Source organism: Marinobacter sp. MA, from assembly GCF_048298425.1.
In the GTDB taxonomy this organism is placed as follows: domain Bacteria; phylum Pseudomonadota; class Gammaproteobacteria; order Pseudomonadales; family Oleiphilaceae; genus Marinobacter; species Marinobacter salsuginis.
Genome location: NZ_CP103058.1, coordinates 596,589 through 621,338 on the forward strand (window position 1 = coordinate 596,589; position 24,750 = coordinate 621,338).

The 24,750-nt window shown below is 58.8% G+C and carries 20 protein-coding genes; 10 read left to right on the forward strand and 10 right to left on the reverse strand.

Features of this window, described 5'->3' with window-relative positions; all coding sequences use genetic code 11:
- The first annotated feature begins 84 nt into the window (after positions 1-84).
- Positions 85-2,886, forward strand: a complete 2,802-nt coding sequence (locus tag NUW46_RS02695) for an ATP-binding protein (RefSeq protein ID WP_418141324.1) — start codon at positions 85-87, stop codon at positions 2,884-2,886.
- 13 nt (positions 2,887-2,899) lie between these two features.
- Here the strand turns inward: NUW46_RS02695 and NUW46_RS02700 are convergent, their stop codons facing one another.
- Complete coding sequence (locus NUW46_RS02700; RefSeq protein WP_136630840.1) at positions 2,900-3,265, reverse strand: hypothetical protein; 366 nt, start codon at positions 3,263-3,265, stop codon at positions 2,900-2,902.
- A 218-nt stretch (positions 3,266-3,483) separates the two neighbouring features.
- On the opposite strand from NUW46_RS02700, the gene NUW46_RS02705 reads away from it, so the two are divergent.
- Positions 3,484-4,089 (forward strand): hypothetical protein, encoded by a 606-nt coding sequence (locus tag NUW46_RS02705; protein WP_418141325.1) that lies wholly within the window; start codon positions 3,484-3,486, stop codon positions 4,087-4,089.
- A 142-nt stretch (positions 4,090-4,231) separates the two neighbouring features.
- Entirely contained in the window at positions 4,232-6,313 is a 2,082-nt protein-coding gene (locus NUW46_RS02710) for a patatin-like phospholipase family protein (RefSeq protein ID WP_370686241.1), read from the forward strand.
- Between the two features lie 6 nt (positions 6,314-6,319).
- Here NUW46_RS02710 and NUW46_RS02715 read toward each other — a convergent pair whose 3' ends face one another.
- The 3 genes from NUW46_RS02715 to NUW46_RS02725 all read right to left on the reverse strand — a co-directional run bounded on the left by NUW46_RS02715 (position 6,320) and on the right by NUW46_RS02725 (position 9,593).
- A complete protein-coding gene (locus tag NUW46_RS02715; protein ID WP_069184741.1) occupies positions 6,320-6,997 on the reverse strand; it encodes a GntR family transcriptional regulator in 678 nt (225 codons plus the stop codon).
- An 83-nt stretch (positions 6,998-7,080) separates the two neighbouring features.
- A complete protein-coding gene (gene cls, locus NUW46_RS02720; RefSeq protein ID WP_418141326.1) occupies positions 7,081-8,511 on the reverse strand; it encodes a cardiolipin synthase in 1,431 nt (476 codons plus the stop codon).
- Positions 8,511-9,593, reverse strand: coding sequence for an AraC family transcriptional regulator (locus tag NUW46_RS02725; RefSeq protein WP_418141327.1), 1,083 nt, complete (start codon positions 9,591-9,593; stop codon positions 8,511-8,513). Before NUW46_RS02725 ends, cls begins: the two co-directional genes overlap by 1 nt.
- A gap of 398 nt (positions 9,594-9,991) precedes the next feature.
- On the opposite strand from NUW46_RS02725, the gene NUW46_RS02730 reads away from it, so the two are divergent.
- From NUW46_RS02730 to NUW46_RS02745, 4 genes are all read left to right on the forward strand, one after another.
- A complete protein-coding gene (locus NUW46_RS02730; protein WP_418141328.1) occupies positions 9,992-10,789 on the forward strand; it encodes an alpha/beta fold hydrolase in 798 nt (265 codons plus the stop codon).
- Between the two features lie 100 nt (positions 10,790-10,889).
- Positions 10,890-11,972 (forward strand): SMP-30/gluconolactonase/LRE family protein, encoded by a 1,083-nt coding sequence (locus NUW46_RS02735; protein ID WP_418141329.1) that lies wholly within the window; start codon positions 10,890-10,892, stop codon positions 11,970-11,972.
- Complete coding sequence (locus tag NUW46_RS02740; RefSeq protein ID WP_069184746.1) at positions 11,972-12,433, forward strand: acyl-CoA thioesterase; 462 nt, start codon at positions 11,972-11,974, stop codon at positions 12,431-12,433. Before NUW46_RS02735 ends, NUW46_RS02740 begins: the two co-directional genes overlap by 1 nt.
- Positions 12,434-12,514: 81 nt before the next feature.
- Complete coding sequence (locus NUW46_RS02745; protein ID WP_069184747.1) at positions 12,515-13,498, forward strand: NADP-dependent oxidoreductase; 984 nt, start codon at positions 12,515-12,517, stop codon at positions 13,496-13,498.
- On the opposite strand, the gene NUW46_RS02750 is transcribed toward NUW46_RS02745, so the two are convergent.
- From NUW46_RS02750 to NUW46_RS02760, 3 genes are all read right to left on the reverse strand, one after another.
- The gene (locus NUW46_RS02750) at positions 13,484-15,361 is read right to left on the reverse strand and encodes a cation:proton antiporter (RefSeq protein WP_069184748.1); all 1,878 of its coding nucleotides are present in this window, start codon (positions 15,359-15,361) and stop codon (positions 13,484-13,486) included. The two genes, NUW46_RS02745 and NUW46_RS02750, sit on opposite strands and share 15 nt — an antisense overlap.
- A gap of 21 nt (positions 15,362-15,382) precedes the next feature.
- Complete coding sequence (tcdA, locus tag NUW46_RS02755) at positions 15,383-16,174, reverse strand: tRNA cyclic N6-threonylcarbamoyladenosine(37) synthase TcdA (RefSeq protein WP_069184749.1); 792 nt, start codon at positions 16,172-16,174, stop codon at positions 15,383-15,385.
- A gap of 273 nt (positions 16,175-16,447) precedes the next feature.
- Positions 16,448-18,223 carry an acyl-CoA dehydrogenase C-terminal domain-containing protein gene (locus NUW46_RS02760; RefSeq protein ID WP_069184750.1) on the reverse strand — a complete coding sequence of 592 codons (1,776 nt, stop codon included), beginning with the start codon at positions 18,221-18,223 and terminating at the stop codon, positions 16,448-16,450.
- A 167-nt stretch (positions 18,224-18,390) separates the two neighbouring features.
- Here NUW46_RS02760 and NUW46_RS02765 point away from each other — a divergent pair, with 167 nt between their 5' ends.
- Positions 18,391-19,134, forward strand: coding sequence for an SDR family oxidoreductase (locus tag NUW46_RS02765; RefSeq protein WP_305965706.1), 744 nt, complete (start codon positions 18,391-18,393; stop codon positions 19,132-19,134).
- A gap of 88 nt (positions 19,135-19,222) precedes the next feature.
- Here the strand turns inward: NUW46_RS02765 and NUW46_RS02770 are convergent, their stop codons facing one another.
- Complete coding sequence (locus tag NUW46_RS02770; protein WP_069184752.1) at positions 19,223-19,861, reverse strand: ChrR family anti-sigma-E factor; 639 nt, start codon at positions 19,859-19,861, stop codon at positions 19,223-19,225.
- Positions 19,858-20,457 (reverse strand): sigma-70 family RNA polymerase sigma factor, encoded by a 600-nt coding sequence (locus tag NUW46_RS02775; RefSeq protein ID WP_064228420.1) that lies wholly within the window; start codon positions 20,455-20,457, stop codon positions 19,858-19,860. Before NUW46_RS02775 ends, NUW46_RS02770 begins: the two co-directional genes overlap by 4 nt.
- 235 nt (positions 20,458-20,692) lie before the next feature.
- Here NUW46_RS02775 and NUW46_RS02780 point away from each other — a divergent pair, with 235 nt between their 5' ends.
- On the forward strand, positions 20,693-21,730 hold the full coding sequence (locus NUW46_RS02780) for an AraC family transcriptional regulator (protein ID WP_418141330.1): 1,038 nt from the start codon (positions 20,693-20,695) through the stop codon (positions 21,728-21,730).
- A 6-nt stretch (positions 21,731-21,736) separates the two neighbouring features.
- Here NUW46_RS02780 and speA read toward each other — a convergent pair whose 3' ends face one another.
- On the reverse strand, positions 21,737-23,647 hold the full coding sequence (gene speA / locus NUW46_RS02785; protein ID WP_418141331.1) for a biosynthetic arginine decarboxylase: 1,911 nt from the start codon (positions 23,645-23,647) through the stop codon (positions 21,737-21,739).
- A 178-nt stretch (positions 23,648-23,825) separates the two neighbouring features.
- Here speA and speE point away from each other — a divergent pair, with 178 nt between their 5' ends.
- Positions 23,826-24,707 carry a polyamine aminopropyltransferase gene (gene speE / locus NUW46_RS02790; RefSeq protein ID WP_153634876.1) on the forward strand — a complete coding sequence of 294 codons (882 nt, stop codon included), beginning with the start codon at positions 23,826-23,828 and terminating at the stop codon, positions 24,705-24,707.
- The last annotated feature ends 43 nt before the right edge of the window (positions 24,708-24,750 follow it).

Consider the following 24,750-nt stretch of genomic DNA (forward strand, 5'->3'; position numbering starts at 1 on the left):
CCCGATGACCGTTTGGCTGAATGAAATCAATGGCGTTTGCAGGTATTGTTCCCTGAAATGTAGCGGAACCCCTAAGGATATCCAGTGAAGGTTACCCTTGCCTTTGTACTATGCTGCCTGTTGGCGCTGTTTCAATCCCCGGTACGGGCGGAACCGCCACAAGCATCGCCGGCCCCTGTGCTCGGCAAGCAGGAGCTGAACTGGCTGGAAGACCAGGAGCGTTTTCGGATCGGCCTGCGGAGTGACCAGGTGCCGCTGGTTTTCGATACCGGTAACGGTGTCCTGGCCGGGACCTACATTGATTACCTCGCCCGCCTGTCGGATAAGCTTGGCGTCACCATGGAGCCGGTTGTCCTGGAATCAGGGCGGGAAACCGGCCCTGTTCAGAGTGAGCTGGCAACCGATGCGGTTCTGACCACCCGGATGCCCGGAATGCCGGTGGTCCCCGGCCAACGCTTTACCGACCCGTTGATGTCCCTCACTTACGGCCTGTTCGTCAGTGCTGGCGATGCTGCCATTCGTACCCTGGCCGATCTGGAAGGCAGCCGGATTGCCGTGATCGCCGGTGACCCGAACCAGTACCCCATGCTCGACCCGGTTGAAGAGTTCACGCCGGTTCCGGTTGGCAATGTCAGCGAAGCCGTCGGGCGGATTCTTTCGGGGCAGGCTGACGCCTTTCTCGCGCCAGTGCCATTGGTTTCCGATTACTTGCAGTCGGCCATGGTGAACGGTATTGGTCTGTCGGTCCTGCTCGATAGCAGCCCGGTGGATGTGGTGTTGCAGGTGGATACTGATCGCGACCGACTTTATCAGGTGCTGAACAGGGCCATTGCTGCGATCAGTCACCATGAACACCGCACCATCCGCCAGTCATGGCTTCAGGCCGACCAGCCGGCGATGGAGCGAAGCGGGCTCGAGCTCTCTGAATCGGACATCGACTGGCTCAAGCGCCATCCTGATCTGAAAGTCGCTTTCCGCTCGGACTGGCCCCCGTTCGAATATACCCAGGATGGCCGGCCTACCGGCCTGGTTCCGGACCTGCTGACACGGCTCGAAAGCGAGCTGAATGTCCGGTTTACCCGTGCAGTGGCGGGGAGCCGCATGGAGGCTGAAGAACAGCTCCGATCAGGTGAAGTGGATATACTCCCGGGATTGTCCCGAACACCGCGGACGGAAGACGCCTTTTTGTTCACCCGGGCCTACCTCACAGTGCCCATCGCTCTGGCCATCCGCGATGACGGACGCTTTATCGGGGACCTTCGCGAACTCCGTAGCGAACGGGTGGGTGTGGTGAACCGGCATGCAGCCCATGACTATCTGCTGATTAACCATCCAAACCTGGACCTGTATCCGATGGATAGTGTGGAGGAAGGTCTTCTGGCGCTGTCCAATGGCGATCTGGACGTCATGGTTACTCACATTCCGGCGGTCAGTTACACCGTTGCAAGGCTGGGGTTGTCGAATCTCAGAATCACGAGTATCACGCCCTACCAGTACGATTTGAGGCTGGCCGTGCGCAAGGACAGTCCGGAACTCCACCGGGTGCTGAACAAGGCGCTGGGCAGTCTCGAGGCCAGCGAAACAGAGTCCATCTACAATCGCTGGATCCACCTGGATATCGAGCAGGAAACGGATTACACCGTGGTTCGGCGGGTGGTGCTGATTGCCATTCTGGTGGTGCTGATTTTCCTGTATTGGAACCGGAAACTTTCACGGGAGGTGGATGAGCGTATCCGTTCCGAGAATGCTCTGCGCCGAAGCGAGGACGAACTGCGCGCCGCCAAACTGGAAGCCGAACGACTGGCCCGGGAAGCGGAGGCGGCCAGCCTGGCAAAGAGTGAGTTCCTGGCCAACATGTCCCACGAAATCCGCACGCCGATGAACGCGGTGATTGGCTACAGCGATCTGCTCAGCAACAGTGTTACCGACCCGCAGCAACGGAACTACCTGGATGCTATCCGGGCGGGAAGCCGGAGCTTGCTGATGCTGATCAATGACATTCTGGACCTGTCCCGGATCGAAGCAGGAAAGATGAGGCTCGACTATTCCGCGGTGTCGGTGCGTCGTCTCCTGGACGATGTTCGCCATATCTTCGATCTGCGGGCCCGCGAGCAGGGCATCACTCTGGAAGTGAGTGTCGACTCACGTATGCCCGCTGCCATGATGCTGGACGAGACCCGTCTTCGGCAGGTCCTGTTCAACCTGGTCGGCAATGCCATCAAGTTTACCCATGATGGTGGTGTGACGGTTCGAGCCACCGCGAAGCCGCTCAAAAAACGATCCGACAGCGTGGAGCAGAGCACAGAGGCCTCGGAACGCCAGTTCTACAAACTGGTGGTCACGGTCAGCGATACCGGTATTGGCATTCCACCGGACCAGGTTGACCGGATCTTTGATGCCTTTGAGCAGCAGGAGGGGCAGAATACCCGGCGCTATGGTGGTACCGGTCTCGGATTGGCCATCAGCCGGAAACTGGCCCGGATGATGGGCGGGGAGCTGGAGGTGGAGAGCGAACCGGGCACAGGGTCGGTCTTTACGGTAACGCTGCCACGGGTAGAGGCGACGGTGGAACAGGCTGAAGACGAGGGAGCGCCGAAGGAATCGGAACGACTGCTGGCCCAGACCCTCAGCATGCAGGAACGGGGTTGGCTCAGGGAACAGCTGGCGGCTGACTTCGGTGATGAGTGGGAGTTCGTCAGGGAAAGTGGCGATCCGGAACAGATGAAAGACTTTGCCCGACGGGTACTGGCCTGGGGCCAGCGGTTCCGCTCAAGGTCGGTGACGCGCTACGGGGAAAAGCTGCTGGCGGACGTTGAAGCGTTCAACCTGGATGCGGTCAACAGCGCCCTGGAAGCCTTCCCGAAACTGCTCGGTCGGGAAGAGTGAGCTACCGGGCGCCTCAGAGGCAGTCGAACTGCGAACGACGATCGAAAGCGACAGAGACCATGTCATAGCCGGAATCCGACAGCTGTCGGATCAGCTCGCGGTCCTTGAGCAGGGTCATGCAGACCTTGTGTACACTGGCCTGAAGTTGTTCCGATTCCATCTCATTCGACGCCAGTCGGAAATCGACAATCAGGTACTTCCGGTCAACCGCGGCGCTAGCAGGGATGTCCTGTCGTTCAACGCTCTCGTAACCGATATAAGTCGCCTGGGCTTCCGGGAACACCCGGCTCATGAGCACGTCGAGGTTTTCACCATGAGCGAGAGGTGCCGACAGCAACAGGGCTGCGACGACGAGGCGAAGCGAATGTTTTATAGTCATTGGAGGCCACTCCCTGGTGACAATCCGGTCAGTCTGTAACCAAGTGTAAAGTTTGGTTACTGATGATTATTGCAGAGTCTGTCGCATTTTGCGTGATATGTGACATAAATTTTTCAATTGTTTGCACTCTCGATACAGTGATGGAGGGGGGCTCGGGCTCCCTGTGCGCGACACGATCAACTATGATGTAAAAAAGAAGGACGTTAAGAGGAAAACGCATGTTTCAGCTTGTCTTTAAAGGGGAATGCGTTCCCGGAACGGATCTGGAAACCGCGCGCAATAACGCCCGCACGCTGTTCAAGGCCTCGCTTGAGCAGGTCGACCGTATGTTCAGTGGTCAGCCGGTGGTTATTCGTAACAAGCTGGAAGAGGTTCAGGCCGAAAAGTACCGTGCGGTTCTGAGGAAGCACGGCATGGTTGCTTACGTCCAGCCGATGGCTGACGCCCGCCCTGCCTCCAATACTGCACCCCAGCCCAGACCTGCGGCGCCGGCGGACCAGCCCCATCAGCAGCAGGAGTCTATAGCTCCTCCGGCGGAAGCAAAGCGCGGTGGAGTCCCCGAAACCGAACCCGGTGATCGCCTGCCGGTGGCGGGCGAAAAGGTGGATACCATTCTCTCCGGCTCCGGCCTGAGCCTGGATCCGGTCGGAGTCACCCTGGCAGAGAAGACCGAAGTGGAACCTCCCATGTTCCAGCATCTGGACGAGTGGAGTCTGGCGCCGCCCGGCAGTGACCTGGGCGTGGACCGTGATCTGCCCCCGCCGGTGGTACCCGATGTGTCCCATCTCTCGCTGGCGGACGACGATTCCCCCGAGCGGAAATGAGCCAGCTGTGAATCGGCGCAACCGTTGGGCAACGATTGCGCCCTGGCTACTGACCGCGATCCTGCTTCTTCTGGCACCATTGGCGCCGGCTGAGGAACGCCCCCGGGTGGGGCTGGTGCTCAGCGGCGGTGGCGCCAAGGGGATGGCCCATGTGGGCGTGCTCAGGGTGCTGGAGGAAATGCGGATTCCCGTTGACCTTGTGGTAGGCACCAGTGCCGGTTCTGCGGTGGGCGCCCTTTATGCCAGTGGTATGCCGGTCAGTGACATCGAGCAGCGCTTTATCGAGATGGACTGGCTTTCCAGCTTTCGAGACGACCCTGGTCGAGTCTACAAACCGGTTCGGCGAAAGCAGGATGACTGGCGGTTTCCGGTGGTACCGGGAATTGGTGTTCGCGCCGATGGCCTGCATGTCGGTGGTGGGCTGATCGCCGGCCAGAACCTTGGGTTCATCCTCAACGAGTTGACGCGCAACGCTGCCCTGGTTGAGGATTTTGACCGGCTTCCCATTCCATTCCGGGCCGTTGCCACGGACCTGGAAACCGGCGAGCAGGTAGTTATCGGTGAGGGCAACCTGTCCGAGGCCATTCGGGCCAGCATGAGCATTCCAGGCGTTTATGCGCCAGTGGAGCGTAATGGCCAGCTGCTGGTGGACGGTGGCGTCGCCAATAACCTGCCAGTCAGCGTTGCACGGGAAATGGGCGCTGACGTCATCATCGCCATAGATATTACCGACAGCCTGATGCAGACCGACGAACTGCGGGGCGCCTTTTCCGTGGTCGGTCAGCTCACAACCATCATGACCCGACGAAACACCGATCAGCAGCTGGATTTGCTGGCTGAAGGTGATGTTCTGATACGACCGGACCTGGAAGGTTACACCTCTGCCGATTTCTACGATGCGCCGGTATTGTTTGAGCTGGGTGCCAGCACCGCCAGGGAGCATGGGGTCGAATTGCGGCCATTATCCGTCTCCCGCAAGGCGTGGGCAGCCTGGCGAGATAGCATAGCGGCGCAGGATGCCGGCGTAGAGATTATTTCACGCATCGACATCGAAGACAGTCGTCGGCTGGCCCGCGACTTTCTCAAAGAGCGAATCCGACAGAGAACCGGCGAGCCCCTGAATACCGCGCAGCTGGAGGCCGATCTCAAACGAATCTATGGCCTCGGCTACTACGAAATCGTGTCGTACTCCACGTCCTCGTCGCCCGACGGTACGGTTCTGACCATCCGTGTCCAGGAGAAGAGCTGGGGGCCAAACTATCTGTCTTTCGGACTTAACTATGAGGATAACTTTGACGGGGAAACCCGTTTCAATCTGGCCTCGTCCCTTCGCATGACCGAGTTGAACGAGCTGGGTGGGGAGTGGCAGACCGGTGTTCAGCTCGGCACCGAACCCTGGCTCCGCACCCAGTGGTATCAGCCCCTGGATTACGGCTATGAACGATTCCTGGTGCTCGGTGGCGAATATTCCCGGGATACCTTCAGCCAGTTCGACGCCTCGGGCACGCGAATAGCGGAGGTGGACGTGACCTTCCGAAAAGCGGATCTGGCTCTGGGTATGGAAATCGGCGGCAATGCCGAGATCCGGCTGATCTATGCCCGGGGCTATGCCACGGTGGATGAGCAGATCGGCCAGCCGGTGGCCCCTGAGGGGTCCGTGCATCAGGGTGGAATGGCCCTGCAACTGGTTCATGATTCGCTGGACGATACCTTTTTCCCGCGGGCTGGTGGCTTCGCCGGCCTTCGGGGGCGTTTTGAGCGAGAGGGTCTGGGATCCGACCGGGAATTCGATTCGGTAACCGGTCTGGCGTTGGGTACCGAGAGTTGGAAGGGGCTGACGTTGACCGGGCTGGTGTATGCCCATGCGGTAACCAAGGGTACGCCAGGCATTGAAAACGCGGTTCGCCTGGGAGGTTTTCGCCGCTTGTCGGCGTACGCGCCCGGCGAAATTACCGGAGACAATGCCCTGATGGTCTCCGCCTATGCCAGCCAGACGTTTGGTGGGCCACTTCTGCCCTGGTTTGTGGGTGCCGGATTCGAGGCGGGCAATGCCTGGTCTTCGCTGGATGCTGCCAGCTGGGACAGCTCGGTTAAATCCTCCAGTGTGTTTGCCGGTGTGGATACCTTCCTAGGTCCGGTACAACTGGCCGCCGCCTACAACAACGAGGACAATTGGACGGCCTACCTCAATATCGGTTTCTCGTTCACCCAGCTGTTTTACTGAGGCCCATCACGCGGTCTTGTTGCCGGTCTTTTCGATGGCGGTGAGAACCTGCTGACACTGTTGCAGAGCGAAGCGGTGCAGTATTTCCGCCAGGCGGTCTTCATCCCGGTCCTTGATCGCGCTGATGGATTGCTCCATGTGCGACAGGTTGTCTTCAAGCACCTGGTTGCCTCCCTGTTGGAAGGCGACGAAGGCACAGCGCTTGGCCGACGGCCAGAGGTCATCAATGGCGGAGACAATAAAGTAGTTGTCGGCATAGGCCAGCGATGCCTTGGTGTATTCAATGCCCAGTTCCAGGAAGGCCATCAGATCGTTTTTATCGTAGCAGGCCTTCATCTGGTCATAGAGACTTTCCAGCCTGGCCATATCATCAGCCTGCCAGTTGCGAACCAGCTTGCGGCCGGTGTGGGTGAGATACAGTTCCAGGGTTTCGTAGAGGCTGCGAACGAAAAACTCGTCCAGGGGTGTCACGAACGCGCCCTTGCGCGGAACGTTCCGGACCAGGTGCCGCTTCTCCAGCAGCAACAGCCCCTCCCGGATGGATCCGTGGCTGACATCCATCTGCTTGGCCATGGCGCCCTCGTAGATCCGTTCTCCGGATCGGAGCTGGCCAAAGGCAATCAGGTTCTCAATGTGGCGGGCGACCTGTTCGGTCAGTGTTTCTCTGGGTTTGAAGGCATTCATGGTGATCTGTCGCTACTGCGTACTGGCTGAATCGTGTAGGCATAGTCGCACATCGGGTATTCCGGAGCCAGTGATCGGAAAGTCTAGAGCAACGGTGCCAGCAGGCGGACTGCACGGCAAGCCAGGCGGAACAGTATGGAGCGGTCCTTGTAATCCCTTTCGGTCATCAGCCGGGAGCTTTCCAGATCCTGTTCCAACATGGATTCGACGCTGCGAATGAAATGCGGTGCTGTGGTAATGGCGGTGATCTCGAAATTTAGTCGCATGGAGCGGTTATCCATATTGGCCGTTCCTACTGCTGCATAGCGATCATCCACCAGGATCACTTTCTGGTGCATGAAGCCCGGCTGGTAGCGATAGATGCCGATTCCGGTCTTGCAGGCCTGGACCAGGTAGGAGTAGGCGGCCAGACCGATCAGGCGGCTGTCTGATTTCTCCGGAATCAGGATCCTCACGTCTATGCCCCGAAGCGCCGCCAGTTGCAGCGCATTCATGATCTGGAAGTCCGGCACGAAGTAGGGCGAGGCGATCCAGAGCCGGGATCGGGCGTTGTTGATGCAGTTCAGGAAGAACAGGGTACAGGTTTCCCAGGTGTCGGCCGGGCCGGTTGGTAGCATCAGCACCTCGTCATTCCCGGGCCGATTGGCGACCGGCTCCCAGTCAAGGCTGGGAAAATCGTTGCTGGCCCAATTCCAGTCCTCCAACCACGCCAGCTGCAAGCCGGTAACGGCCGGACCTTCAATCCGGCAATGGGTGTCGCGCCAGGGCTCCTGATCCATGGCGGTGCCAAGGTACTCGTCTCCCAGGTTGATGCCGCCCACAAAGCCGACCTTACCGTCGCAGACCAGCAGCTTGCGGTGGTTCCGGAAATTGATCTGGAATCGTCGCCTGCGGATGTTACCGTCCCCGAACGAGGCAATCCGGGCGCCGGCGGCGGCGAGCTGCTTCAGGTATTTCCTCGGTAGCCAGACGCTGCCAATATCGTCATACAGGAACCAGACTTCCACACCCTGGGCCAGTTTGCGTTCAAGAATCGATTTGATTCGACGGCCAACCCGGTCTGACCGCACGATGTAGAATTCCAGCAGGATGTAGTGCTCGGCGTCTTCCATGGCTTCGAACAGGGCGTCGAAGGTGGCTTCGCCGTCCCGCAACAGCGTGCATCGATTGCCGTCGGTAAACGGTTGGCGTCCCAGCCGGCAGAGCACCTGGAGTTCGTCTGTGAAACGGTCGCTGGTAGGGACCGGGATGGAGGTGGTCTGTTGCTCGAACCGGTTCAGCAGGTTGGTCAGTGACCGGTCTCCGAGACGACGAGCCTTCACGTAGCCACCGAAACGATTACGTCCGAACAGGACGAACATGGGGACCGCAACGTAAGGGACTGCGATCAGGCCAATGATCCAGGCGATGGCACCCTGGGTAGTGCGATAGGTCAGCAGAATGCGATAGACGCAGGCGAATGCGCCCAGGTAAAGAATGCCAACGGCAATCGCAACCAGAGACAGGTCGTCCACTATCGCTCTCCTTTGCTGGTGTCCGGCTCCTGGTGTTCTGCCTCTGAGCTTGCCAGGTGTCTCGCACGGTACTCGGCCGGCGAGGTGCCGGTCCAGCGTTTGAACGCCCGGCTGAAGGCGCTGAGTTCAGAGAAACCGAGCAGGAAGGCAATCTCGCCGAGGGCATACTGATCCCCCGCCACATACCTGAGCGCCTTGTCTTGCCGGACCTGTTCCACCAGGCCCTGAAAGCTCAGACCCTCCTTTTTGAGTTTTCGGTACAGAGTCTGTCGGCTCATGTGGCACTGCCGGGCCAGCGTGTCGGCATCAATCTTTTCGGTTGCCATCTGCTTTGATATCAGCCGGTGAATCTTGCGGCCAAAGGAGCGACGGCTCTGCAGCCTGGCCAGCAGGGAATTGACCTGTTTCAGCACAGCTGAATAGACATACGGGTTACGGCGGGGAATCGGATGCCCCAGGTGCCGGCTGTTGAAGGCGAGTCTGGTGATGCCGCAGTCAAACCGGACTGGCCCGCCGAGAAGCTTTTCGTATTCGTGCGCGTACACGGGCGCCGGGTGGGCAATTTCCACCCATTCGGCCTGAATGCCCGGGTGGATGAAATGACGGGTGCGGGTGATAGACGCGGCGAGGGTGCGGTCCATATCCTGCCGGCAGTAATGTTCGGTCCTGTCTGGCTGCCAGCATAGGATGGCCTGGTCAGCGGTCTGCTCAAAGCTCAGGAATACCGACTCATTAATCAGCCGATGCAGGCGGACATATTGGGTAACAGCCTCACCCAGTGTGTCGCAGTTGAAGAATACATGCCCCACCAGTCCCATCCGTTCCGGATCCACAACCTTGCCGGCATGCAGTCCAACGCCAGGGTCGCCCGTAACATACTCTGCGTGCTCCCAGAGCCGGTAGTGGGCATCCGCGGGGACTCGACGGTCCGGGTCGGTAAGTTCCGACATCGTCAGCCCGGTCAGTTGTTCAACGTGTGGGGCATTGAACACGCCCTGTCGCTCAAGGTAATGAACCAGTGCCAGCGTGCTTGAGGCAGCGACCAGGGGAGTGCTGGTGGAATCCGGTTGGGCAGATGTCACGGTATACGGCCTGATAGTTAACGAGCTGTCATGAGGACTGATACAAAATGTCAAGTGTATGCAACCGCCTGTCAACGGTCACCCGTGGCTTGAACGATAACATCAGGGTATCAGGTTGAAGCAATGGAAAGGCAATCAGGAGGTGTTTTATGGAACAGGAAATCTTTGTACCCCATACCGAGCTTGAGCGGAAAAACGTCATCGAGCTTGCAGAGTACCTGAACAGCATCTTCTATTGCTGATTTCTCAGGCTTAACGTCTATGACCTTCATGCCGGGCTTTGCCCGGCTTTTTTTCGTCTTCGGAAAATGATCGTCAATACCGGTACTTGCTCGCAAGGCTGGCAGTGGTAATGTATCCGGTTTGAGAACGCAGACCAATCCGGAGACTGACTGCCCATGACTGTTGAGCTGAATCACCGTATTACCGGCGAAGGCCCGCCCCTGGTCCTGTTGCATGGGCTGTTCGGATCCCTCGACAATCTTGGTGGCATCGCCCGCCGTCTCGAAGATCAGTGGCAGATCCACGCGTTGGACGAGCGGAACCACGGCAGCTCACCGCACACCGACACCATGGATTATCCGGCCATGGCGGCAGATGTACTTGCCTATATGGATGCACAGGGGCTGGATAAGGTCAGTCTGCTGGGTCACTCCATGGGCGGCAAGGTGGCTATGCAGGTCGCCTTGCAGGCTCCTGAGCGTGTGGACAGGCTGATCGTGGCGGACATTGCCCCGGTTAACTACAAGCCACGGCATGATGCCATTCTGGAAGGGTTGACCAGCATGGATCTGACTGACGTACGTTCCCGACAGGATGCCGACAGACTGATGGCCGACTTCGTTGAAGAGCCGGGTGTGCATCAGTTTCTCCTGAAGAACCTCGAGCGGATTCCCCGGGAAGAGCAGCAGGAGGGTGGGCCGGTGTTTCGCTGGCGGCTGAACCTGCCGGTTATTGATGCGTGCTACGGGAATCTGGCCAGAGCGCCCGAGGGCGCTGGCCCCTTCGAGGGCCCTGTGCTGTTTCTCAAGGGAGCCGACTCCGCCTACATCCAGGAAAAACACAGGGATGATATTCAGCGACTGTTTCCGCGGGCGCAGTTGCGTATTATCCAGGGTACCGGCCACTGGCTTCACGCAGAAAAGGCCGACTCGTTTGCTGCCCTGTGCCGCCGTTTCCTCAGTGCCGAAGACTGACAGCGCTCGTGTCAGGTATTTTCCTGCCCACCGGCCGGTCTGCTAAGGTAACTCAAACGCTGACACACGGAATTGATAGAACAACAGGCGGGCAGAGTGTATGAAATGGATGGTGGGGTTGCTGGTTGTTTTCCTGCTATTGGGCAGCTTCCTGCTGACACCTTCGCCTGTTGACAGTAAAGCGTGGAGTCCGCCCTCACCGCCGCCCCTCACCGGACCCATTGCGCCGAACGAGAGATTGAGGTTGGCGGACCTGCTGGCCCGCGGCCAGGTGTACGGTCCCGAGGATACGGCCGTCAGTGAGGATGGTGTGCTCTACACCGGCACCCAGGATGGTTACATCGTGCGGGTGTTCCCGTATGGTCGGGTTGAAAACTGGTTGTCCACCGATGGCCGGCCGTTGGGCATGGTGTTTGATAAGCAGGGTAACCTGATTGTGGCGGATTCCTGGCGGGGGCTGCTTTCGATCACTCCTGAAGGAGAGATTACCGTATTGGCCCGGGAAGCAGAGGGTACGTTGTTCCGGTTTACCGATGATGTCGATATTGCCGATGACGGACGAATTTACTTCACCGACGCCAGCTCGAAATTCCGTCAGCCGGAATACCTGCTGGATCTGCTGGAAATGCGCCCCCACGGCCGTTTGCTGCGCTACTCCCCGAAAACCGGCAAGGCCGAAGTCCTCCTGGCCAACCTGCATTTTGCCAATGGCGTTGCGGTGTCTCCTGAAGGTGACTACGTGCTGGTTAACGAAACCTGGAAATATCGCATCCTGAGATACTGGATTCACGGACCCAAAGCCGGGCAGGCAGAGGTGTTTGCCGACAATCTGCCCGGTTTTCCCGATAACCTGGCGGTGGATGAGCAGGGCCGCTACTGGGTCGCATTTCCTACCCTGCGCAATCATAAAGTGGATGCCATGCACCCACGGCCCTGGCTCAAGGATCTGGTGGCGAAGCTGCCTGACAGCCTGAAGCCCACCCCGCAGGAATATGGTCTGGTGATCGCCTTCGACCGGGACGGCAAGGTTATTACCAGCCTCCATGACACCCGGGGAACCCATTTGCAGGAGATTACTTCGGTGAACCCCCACGATGGCAACCTGTACTTTGGTTCACTTCACAATGATCGTATTGGCCGGCTACCGTTGCAGGCCATTCCCGGTCTCGGAGAAAGCAACTGATGCAGCAGCACGACATTGCCTGGGATCTGCCCGCGCCTTTCACCATTGATATTACGGTGCGCGCTGAGGATACCGACAGGCTCGGACATGCCAATAACGTTGTCTATGTGCGCTGGCTTGAAGACGTCAGTTGGGCCCACATAGAGAGTCTGGGAATGACCTGGGCCCTGCATGAGAAAACCGGCAAGGCGATGGCCATCACCCGCACGGAGATCGATTACCTGGCCTCGGCCAATACCGGGGACCAACTGGTGTTGGGAACCTGGCTGACCGACTACGACGGTCGTTTCCGGTCTGCCCGGCAGTTCCAGCTGGTGCGTCCGTCGGATGGCAAAACCCTGGTCAGGGCGGTGTCCACTCACGCCTGTGTTGATATGAAAAGCCAGCGGCCCGCCCGCGCGCCGAAAGAATTTGCCGAGATCCTCGGCTCTGCTGTTGTGGCCGGAGGCAAGGGGCTCTAGGTCCCCCGAGCACTTTTGTGCTTTACTTCAGCTAGTCTTGTTCAAAGCCAATCCCGTTTAACCTGTTGTCCGGAGATCCCCATGGAAAATACTGCTGATCAGAATGCTGAAGCCACAATGCGCCATGTGATCTACGATCGATTTGGGGAGCGTGATGTCCTGCAGGTGGTAGAGGCTGACGTACCCGTTCCCGGAGACGAACAGGTGCTGGTCCGGGTGCACGGAGCCGGTCTCAATCCCATTGACTGGAAAACCCGGAAGGGGTTGGGGTTTGCGGCCAGGCAGATCGAGAATTCGTTGCCCTGGACACCAGGATACGACGTGGCCGGTGAGGTTGTCGGGGTTGGTGCCAACGTGACCACCCTTGCGCCCGGCGATCGGGTCATGGGGATGGTGGGATTTCCGGCCGGCGGTGGCGGTTATGCGCAGTACGCCCTGGCGGCGGCTGATGAGTTGGCTATCGTGCCGGAAGAGTTGGACCTGGTGTCTGCCGGTGCCTTGCCCCTCGCGGCGCTGACGGCTTGGCAGGCGCTGTTTGAAATGGCGAAACTGGAGTCCGGCCAGAAGATTCTGATCCACGCCGGCGCCGGTGGCGTTGGGCATTTTGCGGTTCAGTTTGCACTGGAGCGCGGTGCCCATGTCATCGCCACCGCTTCGGCCGGCAACCGGGATTTCCTGGCGGAACTCGGGGTGCACGAAGTGATTGACTACCGCACCACGGATATCGGCGAGGAATGCTATGGCCTGGACGTGGTGCTGGATCTGGTGGGCGGCGATACGGGTAAGCGCTCACTACACACCCTGGGTGAGCACGGAGTCCTTGTTACCATCCCCACCGTTACCGCCGATGACATCATCAGTGCGGCGGAGGAAATGGGATTACGCGCTCACGGAATGACGGTGCGTCCCGACATTTTTCACCTGGATGAGATTGCCGAGCTGATCGAGGACGGTGACGTCAAGGTGCACATCGAGAAGGCCTTTTCGCTTGAGGATGTTGCACAGGCCCACGAACTGCTTGAAGGTGGGCACGTGCGCGGCAAACTGGTGCTAGATTGTCGATGAAGGATTTTCCCCGGCCGGTGCATCCTCGCCGGCTGATGGCTGTTCGGCTTCTTTCTCCTTGCGTTCCTTCCTGGCCTGGGGTGGTACCAGGCTGATCAGGATCCAGTCGTTTTCCGGCTTCAGGTCTTTCATGCTGCAAACCGGAGCGACGTGCTCCTTGCTGTCGAAGGTGAACAGTACCAGGGCCTGGTTCTGGTACTTGTTCAGGAACTCCTCGTAACCAAACTCTTCACTCAGTTGCGTGGTCTTCACCGTGAAGCCCTGACTCACCAGACTGGCCAGCTTGGCGTAGCTGACGCCGTCGAACAGGCCCCGGGTCATCTGGATCTTTTCAGCCGTCTGGTGGCGCGCCTTCTGATCCTGATCACCCTCTGCCAGACTGAACACACACTTGTTTCCGAACCAGTCCAGGAAGTGGTAGGTGGCCAGGGAATTCATGTGCTTGTAGGGGGAGATGACCAGCAGCTTGCCGATGCCTGTCAGGTCCAGATGAGTTGATGCATGCTCAGACACGGGGTTGCCGAAGTAAACCTGCAGGTTTTCCATGCGGGCCTGGCGTACGTTCTCCCAGTTGGTATCGGCCAGGGTCACCGGCACCTCATACTTTTTCAGGGCCGTGCCAATCATCCGGGCCACCGGGTTTGCACCCAGAATCAGGAAGCCGTATTCCGCCGGTTCCGCGACTCTCAGCAGGCGGGCTATCGGCCGGGCTGTCAGGCTTTGCAGGGTGACGGTGGCGATGATCAGCATGAAGACCAGGGGTACCAGAGCACCGGCGCTTTCATAGCCAAGCTTTTGCAACTGGAATGCGAACAGCGCCGACACCGCCGCGGCAACAATGCCCCGGGGGGCAATCCAGCTAAGGAAGAGCTTTTCGCGCCAGTTCAGGCTTGTACCGATGGCAGACAGGAAAATGCTCAGCGGACGGGCTACCAGCATCAGCAGGGCCAGCACGGCCACCAGGCCCCAGCCCAGCTCGGCAATGGCGGCAAACTCAACCCGTGCTGCCAGGATGATGAACAGGGCGGATATCAGCAGAACGCTCAGGGATTCCTTGAACTCCAGAATGCTCTCGATGGGCACCTGCTTCATGTTTGCCATCCAGATGCCCATTACAGTGACCGTCAACAGGCCTGACTCATGGGCCAATTCGTTGGAGATGGCGTAAACGCCGAGCATAAAGGTGAGGGTGCCGGCGTTATGCAGATACTGGGGAATCCAGTGCTTGCGCAACACGATGCCATTGAGATACCCGGCAATGGCACCAATCAGGAAACCCACCGCCAGGGTCTTGCCGAAGATATAGAGCGAGTGGCCAAACACGTTGCCCTGTCCCCAGGAGACAATCCCTTCGAACACCAGAACCGCCAGCAGAGCCCCGACGGGGTCAATGATGATCCCTTCCCAGCGAAGGATGTTGGCCAGTTTCGAATCCGGCCGAACCGAGCGCAGCAGCGGTGCGATTACGGTGGGCCCGGTAACGATGGAAATGGCGCCAAATAGCAGGGCAACAGCCCAGGAAACGTCCAGAAGCCAGCGTGCAGCCAGGGTGCCGATGATGCAGGTGACAATCGAGCCCACAGGAATCAGGTTGCGGACCATCTTGCCGTGGCCGCGTATTTCTTCGTAACGCAGGGTCAGGCTGCCCTCGAACAGGATGATGGCAACCGCCAGGGAAATAACCGGGAACAGCAGGTCGCCAAAAACCACTTCCGGGGCCAAAAAGCCCAGGACAGGCCCGGCGGCAATGCCACCTGCCAGCAGGAACAGGATCGCCGGCATGCGGACGCGCCAGGCAAGCCACTGGCAGAAAAGTGAGAGAACGCCAATGCTGGCAAGAAGCAGGACAGTACTGACTGGCATATTGGTTTCAGTTCCGTTGATCTATTGGTTGGCGCGTCTGGCGATCCGATTCAGAAGTCGGGAGGCCGCAAAAAAACCGAAGCTGGCGGTTACCGGACTGGCGGCGCCAAAGCCTGAGGCGCAATCCAGCCGTACCGGGCCGTCGGTGGCCGGTTTCTGAAGGCAGACTTCGCCGTCACCGGCAGGATACGTCAGCTGCTCCAGGGAGTATACGGCCTCAATACCAAAGCGACGCTTCGGGTTCCGGGAAAAACCGTATTCCCGGCGCAGCAGGTTGCGTACTTTGGCCAAAAGTGGGTCTTGGGTGGTTTTGCTCAGATCCGCCACCTGAATCTGGGTTGGGTCGATCTGCCCGCCAGCGCCGCCGGCACAGACCAGCGGAATCTTCCGGCGCTGGCAGTGGGCAATCAGGGCAGCCTTGGCCTTGACGCTGTCGATGGCGTCGACCACCCCGGTCATGTCCCCGGTGATCAGCTCGCTGACATTCTTGGTGGTCAGGAAGCCGAAATGCACCTGAATGTTTGCCGCCGGGTTGATCGCCCGCAACCGGTCTGCCATGGCATCGGTCTTGGTGCGCCCGTATTGGCCTTCAAGGGCATGGAGCTGGCGGTTGGTGTTGGATACACAGACATCGTCCATGTCGATCAGCGTGATTGTGCCAATGCCGCTTCTGGCCAGGGCTTCCGCGGCCCACGACCCGACACCACCAAGCCCGACCACGGTCACATGGCTGCTACGAAAGGCTTCCAGGGCACGGCGCCCATAGAGTCGTTCGATACCGCCAAAGCGGAAAGCGTAATCGTCGGCGTTCATGGTGTCCCCGTGTTGGTCCGTTCAAAAGCCGGACAAAATCAAAGAGCGCAATTGTAACCCAGTGACCGCACAGACAAAAAAGTGGCCATAAAAAAAGCCACGCAGGGCGTGGCTTTCAAAATACCCAGTCCGACGGGGAGCTGGGCAGGACTAGTTCAGAGACACTAATCAACCTGATTATTATCAAGTCTCGGAGTGTTGCGCTGAAGGTCACAAGCTGTCATTCATCGGTCATTTCCGGCCAGAGCGTCTGGTCTCTGGCCGGAATCGGGATCACGCTGCCCAGTGATCGTCCGAGAACGCCATCAGGCTGTCCTTGCCACTCTGGATATCACCCAGCAGCCAGTCCACTTCCGGCAGCAGCTTTTCAAAGTAGAAGCGTGCAGACACTACCTTGCTTTCCAGCAGCGGCTTGTTGCCCTCGCCCGCGGCAAGCTGTTCGTTGGCCACGTTGGCCATCCGGGACCAGAGGTAGCCGATCACGGTCAGTGCCATAAGGCGCAGATACGGCGTGGCGGCAGCGCCCGCCTGCTCCGGATCCTTCGGTGCATTGGTGGCCAGCCACATGGTGGCGGTTTCCAGCGCTTTCATGGCGTTTTTCAGTTCTTCCCGGTGCGGCGCCTCCGGATTGTCCTTGAGGTATCCGCTCAGGGTTCCGAACAGGGTGCGCACCAGTTGACCGCCTTTCAGGCTCAGCTTACGGCCCACGAGGTCCATGGCCTGAATGCCGTTGGTGCCCTCGTAGATCCTGGCAATCCGGCCATCCCGTACCAGCTGTTCCAGCGGCCAGTCGGTGGTGAAGCCGGAACCACCCAGTACCTGTAGACCGGTGTTGGCGTTGTTGAAGCCCTCGTCCGTAAGGAAGGATTTCACGACCGGTGTAAGCAATTGAACCAGGTCATCGGCGGATTCCCGGACGGTTTCGTCTGGATGGGCAACCGACAGATCCAGCTGGTGTCCTGCGAACAGGGCCAGGGCGCGCATGCCCTCGTTAAGAACTTTCTGCCGCATCAGCATACGGCGCACATCCGGGTGTACGATGATCGGGTCAGCGGGGCCGTCCGGGTTCTTCGGGCCGCTCAATGAACGGCTCTGCAAACGCTCACGGGCAAAGCCAAGACTTTCCTGGTAAGCCATTTCCGCCAGGCCGAGACCCTGCATGCCCACCATCAGGCGTGCTTCGTTCATCATGGTGAACATGGCACGCATTCCGTCGTTCGGCTCGCCGACGAGCCAGCCCTTGGCGCCTTCAAAGTTCATGACGCAGGTGGCGGAGCCCTTGATACCCATCTTGTGCTCAAGGCCGCCGCAGAACGCCGGGTTGCGCTCACCGGATTCGGGCAGGAACTTGGGCACCACAAACAGCGAAATGCCTTTGGTGGTATCAGGTGCCCCAGGTAGTTTGGCCAGCACCAGATGCACGATGTTGTCCACCAGGTCGTGCTCGCCACCGGTAATCCAGATCTTGGTACCTTCTATGGCGTAGCTGCCGTCATCGTTCGGCGTCGCCCGGGTGCGAATCAGACCCAGATCAGTGCCGCACTGGGGTTCGGTCAGGCACATGGTGCCGGTCCACTCGCCGGAGATCAGTTTTTCCAGGTAGACCTTTTTCAGTTCGTCGGAGCCGTGCGCATGCAGGGCACTGATGGCGCCGTGGGTCAGGCCGGGGTACATGCCCAGCGAAAGATTGGTGGAACAGACCATCTCGTCCACCACAAACTTCAGGGTGTGGGGCAGGCCTTGGCCGCCGTATTCAAGTGGCGCGTCCAGCGCGGTCCAGCCGCCCTCAACGAATTTTTTGTAGGCGTCCTTGAAGCAGTCCGGAGTTGTCACTGAGCGGGTTTCCGGGTCGTAGGTGCAGCCCTCCCGGTCGCCTGCCTGGTTGGTGGGCTGGATGACTTCCGCAGCGAGTTTGCCGGCCTCGTCAATAACCGCAGAAATCAGATCCGGAGTGGCATCGGCGTATTTTTCCAGCTCATGCAGCCGGTCTGCGCCCAATACATCAAACAACAGAAAGCGAAGGTCATTCGCCGGAGCCTGGTATTGCATGGATACTCTCCTACGTGCGCTTTTTAATGGGGTTCTGCGCGGAATGGCAGGACCCCGAAGATGATTTGAACACTGGTTTCATACGGTTGTTTTAATTTGCTGGTTCACCGTTTTGCAGTCTGGATGACAGAATTTTCGTATGTCCTCCGGAACGCAGGAGGTTTTTCATGAAACGAGTAGTGATAGCCGGGGTTTCCGGCGCCATTGGGGGCGCTCTGGCCGCGCAATTGATCGAACGGGATTCGCAGATCCGTGTGATCGGCTTGTGTCGTGAGCCGGAGAGGGCGCCGGAGGTTTTGCGGGCCCATGAGCGAAGTACAGTGTTGCCATGGGATGCGCAGGATGCGGAATCGCCAGCGGCTGTTGCAAAGGCACTGGACTCGTTGCTGGACCGAAAGGAAGGTATTGATGGTTTCATCTATGCCGCCGGCTTGCTCCACGGGCCGGAGATGTTCCCGGAGAAGCGGCTTGAGGATCTGGACGCCGGGAGCATGGCGCGAGCGTTTGCCGTGAACGCAACCGGGTTCGGGTTACTCTCTCAGGCACTGTTGCCGTGGCTCCGTCATCGGGAATTCAAGCGGGTGGTGGCGATTTCCGCGAAAGTCGGATCGATTACCGATAACGGATTCGGAGGCTGGTACGCCTATCGCAGCTCGAAGGCGGCACTGAACATGCTGGTGCGAAACCTGTCCATCGAGTTGCCCCGACGGTGCAAACCGCTCGCCTGCGTGTCCCTGCATCCGGGCACCACCGAATCGGCTTTAAGCGAACCGTTCAGTCAATCCCTTGCAAAGCTGAAAGTGCATACTCCTGACGAAACGGCCGCCAACCTGCTGGCGGTACTCGACAGCGTTGAGGAGAACGATAACGGGCGGTTTCTTAGTTGGGATGGTTCGGAATTGCCCTGGTAATCGGGGGTACTGATGGTTCAGCCAAGAAAAAAGGGGCGATGATCAATCGCCCCTTTTTTTTTTACGTTCTGTAAAAGTCGGTGCAGCATCACCGGATGAACGGGTTAAGCATCCGCGTAAACGTGCCGGTAAGCTTGACCGGGGCACTGAGCACAGACAGGGTAATACAGTCTTCACAACCAACCGCAACCGGCTTGTGCTCGTCTTCGTCGGTCAATACCACGAAGTCCCACTGATTGAACACACCTTTCTGGTCAGCAAATGCGCCCTGCAGAACGATGGTTGTTTCCTCGCCACGATGGGTATGTGCCGGAGCTTTCCCGCCTGCAGCGAGTTTTTGGAGAACAACCTGCTCTTTCTGCCCGGGGAACCGGTCCGTAATGTCCAGCACACTCACATCCCCAAGCTGACGTTTCCACGGCAAACTGTTGAGGTCTTCGCCAAGAAGCTTCTGAAGCGCGCTTACCCTTGGGACGGCAGGCGCTGCAGGCTCAACTGACGGCTCACTGTCGATCTTTGAAAGGATGTTGTCGAACATGCTCTCAGAGACAGTGACCTTCGGTTGCTGTTCCATCATCACAGCACCCAGACTGTCCAGCGTGTCCACACGGCTGCGGCAGTGGGAACACTTGTCCAGGTGGAGCTTGATGCACAGAGCATGGGGCTCGCTCAGGTTACCTGCGCTGTACTCCATCAGGCTCAGGCTGTCGGGGTGGTGCCGTGTCATACGTTCTGGTCCTGCAGTATCACTTTCAGTTTGTTCAATGCCAGCCGCACCCGGCTTTTGACGGTGCCGAGCGGGATGTCCAGCTCGTCCGCCACCATCTGGTGCGACTTGTTTTCCATATACACCTTGGCGATCACCGTGATCTGTTCTTCCGGCAGGTGACTCAGGGATTCCCTGATGCGCCTCTCCGACATAAGACGGTGCAATGACGTGACCGGCTCGTTCTCGTTTTCACCAGGAATCTGCCAAAGGTCTTCTGTCTCAACCGGCATTTCGGCACTGGTGCGCTGCATCTTTCTCAACATGTCGATGCGCTGGTTACGAGCGATGGTGAAAATCCAGGTGGAAGCAGCGGCCTTGCGCCAATCGTAGAGGCAAGAACGCCTCCAGATGGATACAAATACCTCTTGAACGAGCTCTTCCGCGTGGCTTGCCAGGCCGTTGGCCATGGCGTAGTACTTGATTTGCGGGCCAAAATGCTCGAACAGCGCGTGATATGCTTCGCGATCCTGGTTCTTACCCACTTTCTGCAGCATCTGGCTCCAGGGGTCTTTTCGGCCCTCAGAGCTGGCTGGCTTTTGATCCAGTGTGGTCACCGGACGCTCCTTGACAGTCGCATGATTTGAGCTTGTTTTGGTAATCATTCTATGCACTCGTCCCGGGTTTGTCAGTGCCAATGTTTACGGATTGGTTTGCCCGGTGGATCAGCCAGTTTGAAAAAAATACGAAATCTGGCGCCAGCGACGGTCACCGGTCGTCTCATCGGTGATTGCCGGAACCCGTAGCGCGGTCTAGTCTGGACAAGACACCGATACCGGAAGACCATCTCCCATGAATGCACCCGGCATTACCGGAAACCTGCCCGTTATCCGGGCTCACTATGCGGACATTCTCTGCCAGTTGGCGGAGGACCGTGGGCTGCAACGGTCCCGGTTATTGGCGGCCTCCGGAATCCGGCCTTCCATGCTTGGTCACCCGGAGAATTTCATTACCGTTGATCAGTTCAGCGCCCTGTGTCGTGAAAGTCTGGTCCAAAGCCGCGATCCGGCCCTCGGGCTTGAATACGGCAAACGACTGAAATTCACCACCCACGGCTCCCTTGCCCAGGCCGCCATCAGTTGCGACACCCTCGAGCAGGCGCTGACGGTGTTGATCAAATATTTCCAGATCCGTTTTGTTTACATGAAGCTCTCTTTCTTCGTGGAGGGCCGCGAGGCGGTGATACAGCTGGATCTTGCCCACAGCATCGAAGACCTGTACCGGTTCAATGTTGATGTGGTGATGGCGTCGTTGATGGACGTTAATCTTTTGCTGTTCGGACACCGGCTTCTGGATGGCGGGCGCTGCCTTCTGGATTTCCCAGAGCCTGAAAATGCAGCCGCCTATCGCCAACTGTTCGGCAGTCATATCTCCTTCGCCAGCGGCGTGAATCAGCTTCGGTTCAAGCGGGTTTTTCTTGATTCGCCCATGTCTCTTTCGAACCCGGTGACCCGTCGGATTGCCGAGGCCCAGTGTGAAGAGGAAATGCGGTTCATAGAGGGCGCTACGTCGGTCTCGGACCGGGTAATACGCCTTCTCGAAACCGGGCGGAGCCAGCGTTTACCGGCGCTGGAGGAAGTGGCCGAGCACCTGAAGATGTCCACAAGGACGCTGCGCCGGCAGCTGGCAGCCGAAGGGGTTCGGTTCCAACAGCTGCAGGACTCGCTCCGACATCGCCGTGCCCTGGACCTGCTGCGGCGTAATGAATTGACGATCGACGAGATTGCCGAGGCTCTCGGCTACAGTGATCCCTCCAACTTTGGCCGGGCCTTTCGCAAGTGGGAGGGCGTTGCCCCGAGCGCCTGGCGCCGGGGACGCCAGAAACTCTGACTCTGGTTATTCTTCCAGATAGGTGTAGCCATCCAGACCGGCGGCGAGCTCTGTCATCAGTGCTGACTGGGTCTCAGGTGCCATGCCAGAGGTAGCGAACTTGCGTCGATACGCCTCCATCAACGTATCCGGCTCGAAGTTCACATAGCGCAATACCTTGGCCACGGTATCGCCGTTGATCGGGGCGCTGATCTCGTAGCCACTATCTGCCGTCATGCGCACATCCACAGAATGGGTGTCGCCAAACAGGTTGTGCATGTCTCCCAGAATCTCCTGATAGGCGCCGGTCATGAAAAAGCCCATAAGCAGCGGCTCTCCGGCCTTTTCCTCGGGCAGGGGCAGGGTGGTCTCGGTGCCCTGGCCATCCACGTAACGGTCGATGCGTCCGTCAGAATCGCAGGTGATGTCCTGGATGACTGCCCGTCGGTTCAGGGGACGGTCGAGGCCATTGATTGGCATAACCGGGAAGATCTGGTCGATGCCCCAGACGTCGGGCAGTGACTGGAACAGGGAGAAGTTCACGAACAACTTCTCCGCCAGTTTCTCGTTGAGCTCGTCGATGATTTCCCGGTGGGCGCGATTGCTGCTGTCCAGTTGATCCCGCAGCAGTCGGCAACAGCGGGTGTACAGCGTTTCGGCATCTGCCCGTTCCTGTAGCGAGAGCAACCCGTGGGCAAACTGGGCATGAACATCGGCCATGGCGTGCAGCACGTCGTGGTAGATCTCTGCCAGCGAGCGCGGCGTGTTGGCATCCTGCAGGCTTTCAAGATCGCGCCAGAGGTCATGCAACGGAGCCGACGCCGCATCGTCCGGCTGCTCCGGCGACCGGTTTTCCGGCGCTTCGCGATCAATCACGTTGGTCACCAGCACTGAATGGTGGGCGGTCAGGGCGCGCCCCGATTCGCTGATCAGGTCCGGATGGGGAATGCCGTGGCGATCGCACTCGGCCTGGAGTACGTGCACGACATTGTAGGCGTACTCATACACGCTGTAGTTCATGGAGCAGCTGCTGCGGGAGCGAGTGCCCTCGTAGTCTACTCCCAGGCCACCGCCGATATCCACGGTGCCCACGGGAGCGCCCATCTGACGCAACTCGCTGTAAAAGCGGGCGCACTCTCTGAGCCCGGTCTGGATGTCCCGAATGTTGGCGATCTGGGAGCCAAGGTGGAAATGCAGCAACTGCAGGGTATGGAGGGCCCCTGCGTCACGCAGTGTGTTGACAACATCCAGCACCTGGCTGGCAGACAGGCCGAATTTGGACTTCTCACCACCCGTGTTCTGCCAGTTGCCTTTGCCGATGGTCGCAAGTCGCGCGCGCACCCCGATCAGCGGCGATACGCCGAGGCGCTCCGCTTCCTCCAGGATCAGTGGCAGTTCCGACTTTTTCTCAACGACGATGAACACCCGGTGGCCCAGGGTCTGGCCAATCAGGGCCAGGCGAATATACTCCCGATCCTTGTAGCCGTTGCAGACGATCACCGATCCTGGTTGCTGTGACATCGCCAACACCGCCATCAGTTCCGGTTTGCTGCCCGCTTCGAGGCCGATCTGGCCTTTCGAGGCGGCCGGCTCGGTGGCCAGCAGCTCCTCGACCACGCGTCGCTGCTGGTTAACCTTGATCGGATAAACCGCCGTGTAGCGTCCCTGGTAGGCGTGCTCTCCTGCGACCTTGTTAAAGGCATTACACAGTTTGTTGACCCGGTCGTGCAGGATATCAACGAAGCGAACCAGCACCGGCAGTTGAACGCCGGAGTCGGTGAGAGCCCGGGTCAACTCCGGCAGGTTGATTCGGGCGTCGCTGTGGCCGCGATCCGGGCGGATCAATACCTCGCCCTGATCATTGACACCGATATAGCCATCGCTCCAGTGGGCAATGTTGTAGACCTTGTGGGCCGGGGTGGCGCTGGCTTCGTTCATGCTTGCTATCCTGTCAGGAAACACTGGCCGCCATTGTATGGATTCCCACTCCGGGCTAAAAGCACCCGGTGTGGAAAAAACGTGGCCATTCACCGCGATTATCGCTTTAGCTCACGAGGGGGCACCCCTACAATACGCCCTTTCAATTCAGCCCATGGCCCACAGCGGGAGGCAAGACATGACAGCACTCAACGACGGCTGGTTTACTGAGGTATTCCAGGACCAGGGGACGGCGTTTTCCCTGCAGGTGAAAAGGAAGCTTCATGAGGAGCAGACACCGTTCCAGAAACTGGAAATCTACGAGACCGAGACCTTCGGTAACCTGATGGTTCTGGATGGCTGCGTGATGCTGACCACCCGCGATAATTTCCTGTACCACGAGATGATGACCCATCCGGCCCTGTTCACTCATCGGGATCCCAGAAAGGTGGTCATTGTCGGCGGCGGTGACTGCGGCACCCTCAAAGAGGTGCTCAAACATCCGGGCGTCGAAGAAGCCTGGCAGGTGGAAATCGACGAGCGTGTCACCCGTATGTCAGAGAAGTATTTCCCGGAGCTGTGCGAAGCGAACAGTGATCCGCGCGCCAATTTCTTCTTCGGGGATGGCATCCAGTGGATGCGGGACATTGAGCCGAACAGTGTCGACCTGATCATCATCGACAGCACCGATCCGGTCGGTCCCGCCGAAGGCCTGTTTGCCCTGGATTTCTACCGGGATGCCATGCTGGCGCTGCGTGAAGGTGGCATCATTGTCCAGCAGAGCGAATCACCGCTCTTGCACACCGACAACATCATCAAAGGCATTCACGAGGACATGCGCAAGGCAGGATTCGAGCACGTGCAGACCTTGCCATTCCCGCAGCCGGTCTATCCGACCGGCTGGTGGAGTTGCACCATGGCCAGCAAGGAGAACCCGGTCAAATACTTCCGTGAGGAAGATGCCAACAATCGGCCATTCGTCACCCGCTATTACAATGCCGGCGTGCATCGGGGTGCGTTGGCAATGCCTCAGTTCATGGTGGACGCACTGGAAGATGAGGTTCGACCGGAAGAAGGCTGAGTAAGGTCTGCAAACAAAAAAAGGGGCGCCAGATGGCGCCCCT

Coding starts and splice junctions, on each gene's coding strand:
- NUW46_RS02780 (WP_418141330.1), top strand. CDS start 20,693: ATGAATGCACCCGGCATTACCGGAAACCTGCCCGTTATCCGGGCTCAC.
- speE (WP_153634876.1), top strand. CDS start 23,826: ATGACAGCACTCAACGACGGCTGGTTTACTGAGGTATTCCAGGACCAG.
- NUW46_RS02750 (WP_069184748.1), bottom strand. CDS start 15,361: ATGCCAGTCAGTACTGTCCTGCTTCTTGCCAGCATTGGCGTTCTCTCA.
- NUW46_RS02730 (WP_418141328.1), top strand. CDS start 9,992: ATGACTGTTGAGCTGAATCACCGTATTACCGGCGAAGGCCCGCCCCTG.
- NUW46_RS02715 (WP_069184741.1), bottom strand. CDS start 6,997: ATGAATGCCTTCAAACCCAGAGAAACACTGACCGAACAGGTCGCCCGC.
- speA (WP_418141331.1), bottom strand. CDS start 23,647: ATGAACGAAGCCAGCGCCACCCCGGCCCACAAGGTCTACAACATTGCC.
- NUW46_RS02735 (WP_418141329.1), top strand. CDS start 10,890: ATGAAATGGATGGTGGGGTTGCTGGTTGTTTTCCTGCTATTGGGCAGC.
- tcdA (WP_069184749.1), bottom strand. CDS start 16,174: ATGAACGCCGACGATTACGCTTTCCGCTTTGGCGGTATCGAACGACTC.
- NUW46_RS02765 (WP_305965706.1), top strand. CDS start 18,391: ATGAAACGAGTAGTGATAGCCGGGGTTTCCGGCGCCATTGGGGGCGCT.
- NUW46_RS02740 (WP_069184746.1), top strand. CDS start 11,972: ATGCAGCAGCACGACATTGCCTGGGATCTGCCCGCGCCTTTCACCATT.
- NUW46_RS02700 (WP_136630840.1), bottom strand. CDS start 3,265: ATGACTATAAAACATTCGCTTCGCCTCGTCGTCGCAGCCCTGTTGCTG.
- NUW46_RS02770 (WP_069184752.1), bottom strand. CDS start 19,861: ATGACACGGCACCACCCCGACAGCCTGAGCCTGATGGAGTACAGCGCA.
- NUW46_RS02710 (WP_370686241.1), top strand. CDS start 4,232: ATGGCCCATGTGGGCGTGCTCAGGGTGCTGGAGGAAATGCGGATTCCC.
- NUW46_RS02745 (WP_069184747.1), top strand. CDS start 12,515: ATGGAAAATACTGCTGATCAGAATGCTGAAGCCACAATGCGCCATGTG.
- NUW46_RS02705 (WP_418141325.1), top strand. CDS start 3,484: ATGTTTCAGCTTGTCTTTAAAGGGGAATGCGTTCCCGGAACGGATCTG.
- NUW46_RS02760 (WP_069184750.1), bottom strand. CDS start 18,223: ATGCAATACCAGGCTCCGGCGAATGACCTTCGCTTTCTGTTGTTTGAT.